Raw genomic sequence first — 7,266 nt, 5'->3', positions numbered from 1 at the left:
GATGTGATGCGCACCGGCGCGTCGGTCCTCGGCTGCGTGCTGCCGGAAAAGGACGACCACAACGTCGCCGGCGCACGCGACATCGCCGACCGCCTGATGGCGTCGTTCGGCTCGATGCTGCTGTACTGGTACCACTACAGCCATAATGGCAAGCGCATCGACGTCGAGACGGACGACGATTCGATCGGCGGCCACTTCCTGCACCTGCTGCACGGCGTCAAGCCGTCCGCGGAATGGGTGAAGGCGATGCACACCTCGCTGATCCTGTACGCGGAACACGAGTTCAACGCCTCGACCTTTACGGCCCGCGTCGTGGCCGGTACCGGCTCCGACATCTACTCCGCGATCACGGGCGCGATCGGCGCGCTGCGCGGTCCGAAGCACGGCGGCGCCAACGAAGCCGCGTTCGAGATCCAGAAGCGCTACGAAAACGCGGACGAGGCGGAAGCGGACATCCGCAACCGCGTGGCCAACAAGGAAGTCGTGATCGGCTTCGGCCACCCGGTCTACACGATTTCCGACCCGCGCAACAAGGTGATCAAGGAAGTGGCACGCACGCTGTCGCAAAGCGCGGGCTCGATGAAGATGTTCGACATCGCCGAGCGCCTGGAATCCGTCATGTGGGAAGTGAAGAAGATGTTCCCCAACCTCGACTGGTTCTCGGCCGTCTCCTACCACATGATGGGCGTGCCGACGGCGATGTTCACGCCGCTGTTTGTCATCTCGCGCACGTCGGGCTGGTCCGCGCACGTCGTCGAGCAGCGCATCGACAACAAGATCATCCGCCCGAGTGCGAACTACGTCGGGCCGGAAGACCTGGTATTCGTGCCGCTGGCCGATCGCAAGTAATCCGGGAGTGCCATCATGAACAGTCAATATCGCACACCTCTGCAGGGAACGAACCTGCATCACTTCGACGCCCGCGCGGCCGTCGAGGACATCCAGCCCGGCGCCTGGGACACCCTGCCGTACACCTCGCGCGTGCTGGCCGAGAACCTCGTGCGCCGCTGCGACCCGGTCGCTCTGGTGCCGTCGCTGAAGCAACTCATCGAGCGCAAGCGCGACCTCGATTTCCCGTGGTTCCCGGCGCGCGTCGTTTGCCACGACATCCTCGGCCAGACCGCGCTGGTCGACCTGGCCGGCCTGCGCGACGCCATCGCGCAGGAGGGCGGCAACCCCGCGCTCGTGAACCCGGTGGTGCCGACGCAGCTCGTCGTCGACCACTCGCTCGCGGTGGAATGCGGCGGCTTCGATCCGGACGCCTTCGCGAAGAACCGCGCCATCGAGGACCGCCGCAACGAAGACCGCTTCCACTTCATCGAATGGACGAAGAAGGCCTTCGAGAACGTCGACGTGATCCCGCCGGGGAACGGCATCCTGCACCAGATCAACCTGGAGCGCATGAGCCCAGTCGTGCAGGTCAAGGACGGCGTCGCATTCCCCGACACGCTCGTCGGCACCGACTCGCACACGCCGATGGTCGATGCGCTGGGCGTGATCGCCATCGGCGTCGGCGGCCTGGAAGCGGAGAGCGTCATGCTGGGCCGTGCGTCCTGGATGCGTTTGCCCGACATCGTCGGCGTCGAGCTGACGGGCAAGCCGCAACCAGGCATCACCGCGACCGACATCGTGCTGGCGCTGACGGAATTCCTGCGCAAATCGAAGGTCGTGTCGGCCTATCTCGAGTTCTACGGCGAGGGCGCCGCGAACCTCACGCTGGGCGACCGCGCGACGATCTCCAACATGGCCCCGGAATACGGCGCCACCGCGGCGATGTTCGCCATCGACGAGCAGACCATCAAGTACCTCAGGCTGACGGGCCGCGACGACGAACTCGTGAACCTGGTCGAGCTGTATGCGAAGGAAACGGGCCTGTGGGCCGATACGTTGACGAATGTGCAGTACGAGCGGACGCTCCGCTTCGACCTGGCGACCGTCGTGCGCAATATCGCCGGTCCGTCGAACCCGCACAAGCGCGTCGCGACGAGCGAACTGGCGCAGCATGGGATCACGGGCACCGTCGAGAACGAGCCGGGACTGATGCCGGACGGCGCCGTCATCATCGCCGCCATCACGAGCTGCACGAACACGAACAACCCGCGCAACATGGTCGCGGCGGGCCTCCTCGCGCGCAACGCGAACGCGCGCGGGCTGGCGCGCAAGCCGTGGGTCAAGTCGTCGCTGGCGCCGGGTTCGAAAGCGGTGCCGCTGTACCTGGAAGAAGCCGGGCTGCTGCCGGAACTCGAGAAGCTGGGCTTCGGCGTCGTCGCCTTCGCCTGCACGACCTGTAACGGCATGTCGGGCGCGCTGGATCCCGCGATCCAGCGGGAGATCGTCGAACGCGACCTGTACGCCACGGCGGTCCTGTCGGGCAACCGCAATTTCGACGGCCGCATCCACCCGTATGCGAAGCAGGCCTTCCTCGCGTCGCCGGCGCTCGTCGTCGCGTACGCGATCGCGGGCACGATCCGCTTCGACATCGAGAAGGACGTGCTGGGCGTCGATGCCGACGGCAAGCCGGTGCGGCTGGCCGACATCTGGCCGAGCGACGCGGAGATCGACGCCGTCGTCGAGCAGGCCGTCAAGCCGCAGCAGTTCCGCAAGGTCTACGACATCATGTTCGCGCGCCGCGCGTCCGGCGGCGAGGCCGTGAGCCCGCTGTACGACTGGCGCCCGATGAGCACCTACATCCGCCGTCCGCCGTACTGGGAAGGCGCGCTCGCCGGCGAGCGCACGCTGAAAGGCATGCGGCCGCTGGCGGTCCTGGGCGACAACATCACGACCGATCATTTGTCGCCGTCGAACGCGATCATGATGAACAGCGCCGCGGGCGAATACCTCGCGAAGATGGGCCTGCCGGAAGAAGACTTCAACTCGTACGCGACGCACCGGGGCGACCACCTGACGGCGCAGCGCGCCACGTTCGCGAACCCGACCCTGAAGAACGAGATGGTGCGCAATCCGGACGGCAGCGCGGCCGGCGCGCCGGTGCGCGCCGGTTCGCTCGCGCGCATCGAGCCGGAAGGCACCGTGACGCGGATGTGGGAAGCGATCGAGACGTACATGGCGCGCAGGCAGCCGCTGATCGTGATCGCGGGCGCGGATTATGGGCAGGGCTCGTCGCGCGACTGGGCCGCCAAGGGCGTGCGCCTGGCCGGCGTGGAAGCGATCGTGGCCGAGGGCTTCGAGCGCATCCACCGCACGAACCTTGTCGGCATGGGCGTGCTGCCGCTGGAGTTCCAGCCGGGGACGACTCGGCTCACCTTGGGCATCGACGGCACKGAGACCTTCGATGTCGTGGGCGAGCGCACGCCGCGGGCGACGCTGACGCTGGTGATCCACCGGAAGTCCGGCGAGACCGTCGAGGTGCCCGTGGTCTGCCGGCTCGACACGGCCGAGGAAGTGTCGATCTACGAGGCGGGCGGGGTGTTGCAGCGCTTCGCGCAGGATTTCCTCGCCTCCTCGAAGGTCGCGGCGTAACAACGTAGGGTGGGCATTTGGGGCCGGGGGCCCCAAATGAAACGTGCCCACGCGTAACGTTCGCGTACCGCATGCGTCCGCGTGGGCACCGGGTGCCCACCCTACCTATCATTGGAACTTATATAATGGCCCACGTACCCCAAATCAGAATCCCCGCCGTCTACATGCGCGGCGGCACGAGCAAAGGCGTGTTCTTCCGCCTGCAAGACCTGCCCGACGCGGCACAGGCCCCCGGCGAAGCGCGCGACCGCTTCCTGCTGCGCGTGATCGGCAGCCCCGACCCGTACGGCAAGCACATCGACGGCATGGGCGGCGCCACGTCGAGCACGAGCAAGACCGTCATCGTCGCGCCCAGCACCCGTCCCGGCCACGACGTCGACTACCTGTTCGGCCAGGTCGCCATCGACAAGCCGTTCATCGACTGGAGCGGCAACTGCGGCAATCTGTCGGCCGCGATCGGCCCGTACGCCATCGCCAACGGTTTCATCGATCCCGCCCGCATTCCGGACAACGGCACGGTCGTCGTGCGCATCTGGCAGGCCAACATCGGCAAGACGATCGTCGCCCACGTGCCCGTCACGGACGGCCAGGTGCAGGAGACGGGCGACTTCGAGCTGGATGGCGTGACGTTTCCGGCGGCCGAGGTGCAACTCGAATTCATGGATCCCGCCGCCGAGGAGGGAGAAGGTGGTGGTGCAATGTTTCCGACCGGAAACTTGGTCGACGACCTCGACGTGCCCGGCGTCGGCACCTTGAAGGCCACGCTGATCAACGCCGGCATCCCGACCATCTTCGTCAACGCGGCCGATATCGGCTACACGGGCACGGAGCTGCAGGACGCCATCAACGGCGATCCAAAGGCGCTGGCGATGTTCGAGGCGATCCGTGCCCATGGCGCCATGCGCATGGGCCTGATCGCCCACCTGGAAGAGGCCGCGCGGCGCCAGCACACGCCGAAAGTCGCCTTCGTCGCGGCCCCAAGCGGCTACACGGCGTCGAGCGGCAAGCGGGTCGAGGCGGACGATATCGACCTGCTCGTGCGCGCCCTGTCGATGGGCAAGCTGCATCATGCGATGATGGGCACGGCCGCCGTCGCGATCGGCACGGCGGCCGCGATTCCGGGCACGCTGGTCAGCCTCGCGGCGGGCGGACGCGCGCACGATGCCGTGCGCTTCGGCCACCCGTCCGGCACGCTGCGCGTGGGCGCCGAGGCGCGCCAGGAAGGCGGCGACTGGGTCGTGACGAAAGCCGTCATGAGCAGGAGTGCCCGCGTGCTGATGGAAGGCTGGGTACGTGTTCCGGGTAACACATGTTAACCAAGCGTTGTCGCGGTGCATCAGAAACTGAAATTCATCTTTCCAGGCCATAAATTTGGTTGATTTTCGGATATGATCGATCAGGTCGACGAAGGGCTCCGGCAGTGGGCCCGTCCGGGAAAGAAAGATGGATCGGGGAATGAGCATACCGGCCTTTGTGGCCGACGCATTGGCAATGATCGCCGCGCCTGCCTGCGCCTGTGACGCGCAAGGCACGATCTGGGCCGCGAACGCGGCGCTGCTTGAACTGGCCGGTGGCGCCGTCGAGGGCCGCCCGCTGGTTTCGCTGTTCTGCGCACACACGGCGGCGGCCATGGCGGTCGAGATCCGCCTGGCGCTGGCCGGCGAGCGGCGCTGGGATGCGCTGGTCGACCGCGGCCCGCAGGGTCGTCCCGTGGAAGTGCGCGCGAAGCCATTGCCGCCCGGCGTCGGCGCGGGCGCCACGTTCGTGTTCGGCGACGTGCTCACGTTTGACGGCGGCCAGGCCGCGCTGCGTGGACGCCTGCTGGAACAGGCCGCGGTGGTCGAGCATGCGCCGGTCGGTATCGCCGTCACTTTGCCCGAGCTCGTCAAGTCGTGCAACCCGCGCATGGCCGAAATGCTGGGTTATGCGCCGGCAGAAGTGATCAACCACAGCCCGGCCCAGATCTTTTCTTCGCGCACCCGTTACGAGTCGTTCATGGGCGAAGCCGTGACCGTACTGGCCAGCGGGGGACTGTTCGAAAAGAGCGAAGTGCCGCTGCGCCGCCGCGACGGCAGCACGATCTGGTGCCGCATCCGCGCCAAGGCCGTCGACCCGAGCGCGCGCGAGGCCGGCACCGTGTGGATCGTGGAAGACGTCACGGAAGCGCGCCAGGCGCTCACGGAGATCCAGGCGATCATGACCAATGCCACGATCGGGATCTTTTTCACGCGCGAGCGCACGATCACCCGCTACAACGGGTGCTTCGGCGCGATGTTCGGCTATGCGCCCGGCGAGGCGCTGGGACTGTCCGCGCGCGTGCTGTATCCCGACGATACCGCATTCGCCGAGATGGGCCACACCGCATACGGCGTGCTGGGCCTGGGCGGTTCGTTCAAGACCGAGACGACGATGGTGCGCCGCGATGGCACGCCGATGTGGGTGAACATGATCGGCTACGCCGTCAACCCGCAGGAGCTGGGCACCGGCACGATGATCTGGATGATCGAGGACCRCACGGGCCAGAAGGCGGCCGAGGAATCACTGCGCAACGCGCTGCTGGAAAACCAGGCAATCCTCGACAACGCCGTGCTGGGCATTGCCGTCGTCGAGCACGGCCGCACCCTGCATTGCAACCGCAAGATGGAAGAGTTGTTCGGTCACCATGGCGGCAGCATCGAGGGGCTGCCCGTGCGTAACCTGTATCCCGACCAGGCCGGCTGGCTGGCCGCGCGCGACCAGACCCGGCGCGACTTCGCCGCGGGCCGCATCCACATGGCCGAGTATGAACTGGTGCGGCGCGACGGCCGGCGCTTCTGGGCGCGCCTGTCGGGCCGGCCGTTCGACATGGCCGAGCAGGGCGGGCGCAGCGTCTGGCTGATCGACGACGTCACCGCGCAGCACGAGGCGGCCGCCGCGCTGCGCCGCGCGCGCGACGAGCTCGAGGTGCGGGTGCAGGAACGCACGGCGGAACTGCAGGCGGAGATCGTGGAACGGCGCCAGGTCGAGGCGCGCGTGCACCACATGGCCTACCACGACGCGCTCACGGGCCTGCCGAACCGCGCGCTGCTGTCCGACCGGCTCGACCGCGCGCTGCTGGCGGCGCGGCGCGACCGCACCCGGCTCGCGCTGCTGTTCATCGACCTGGACCGTTTCAAGACGATCAACGACTCGCTCGGCCACCTGACGGGCGATCACCTGTTGAAGCAAGTGGCGCAACGCCTGTGCCGCGTCGTGCGCGCCAGCGACACCGTTGCCCGGCTGGGCGGCGACGAATTCGTGGTGCTGGTGCCCGGCGTGCACGCTGCCGAGGAGTGCGGCCTCGTCGGCGACAAGATCATCGAGGCGCTGGCGGCGCCCGTCGAATTCGAAGGGCGCAGCCTGCACATCTCGCCGTCGATCGGCATCTGCCTGTACCCGGACGACGGCGAGGACGCAGCGAGCCTGATGCGCAAGGCGGATGCGGCGATGTACCACGCCAAGGCGTCCGGCCGCAACAACTACCAGTTCTACGCCGAGCCGATGAATTCGGCGGCGCGCTATTTCGAGCTGGAGACGCGGCTGCGCGGCGCGCTGCTGCGCGAGGAATTCGCGCTGTTCTACCAGCCCATCGTCGGCGCGCAGGACGGCCGCGTGCACGGCCTGGAAGTGCTGCTGCGCTGGCGCCATCCGGAGCAGGGCCTCGTCTCGCCCGACGACTTCATCCCCCTGCTGGAAGAGAACGGGCTGATCGTGCCGGTCGGCGAATGGGTGATCCGGCGCGCCTGCGAGCAGTCCATGGCCTGGCAG

At 67.5% G+C, this 7,266-nt stretch carries 4 protein-coding genes; all 4 read left to right on the top strand.

Going from position 1 to position 7,266, the window contains the following annotated elements; translation table 11 throughout:
* Window positions 1-849, top strand: an 849-nt coding sequence (gene prpC / locus AC1DYX_RS25355) for a bifunctional 2-methylcitrate synthase/citrate synthase (protein WP_477264024.1), incomplete at its 5' end; no start/stop codon positions are given.
* 15 nt (window positions 850-864) lie between these two features.
* Window positions 865-3,480, top strand: a complete 2,616-nt coding sequence (acnD, locus tag AC1DYX_RS25350; RefSeq protein ID WP_477264022.1) for a Fe/S-dependent 2-methylisocitrate dehydratase AcnD — start codon at window positions 865-867, stop codon at window positions 3,478-3,480.
* A gap of 125 nt (window positions 3,481-3,605) precedes the next feature.
* Window positions 3,606-4,796 carry a 2-methylaconitate cis-trans isomerase PrpF gene (gene prpF / locus AC1DYX_RS25345; protein ID WP_477264020.1) on the top strand — a complete coding sequence of 397 codons (1,191 nt, stop codon included), beginning with the start codon at window positions 3,606-3,608 and terminating at the stop codon, window positions 4,794-4,796.
* 139 nt (window positions 4,797-4,935) lie between these two features.
* The coding region (locus AC1DYX_RS25340) for a sensor domain-containing protein (protein ID WP_477264018.1) at window positions 4,936-7,266 on the top strand (2,331 nt) is incomplete at its 3' end.

The organism is Massilia sp. P2_C2 (genome assembly GCF_056404615.1).
This window is presented reverse-complemented; position numbering and strand designations above follow the sequence as displayed.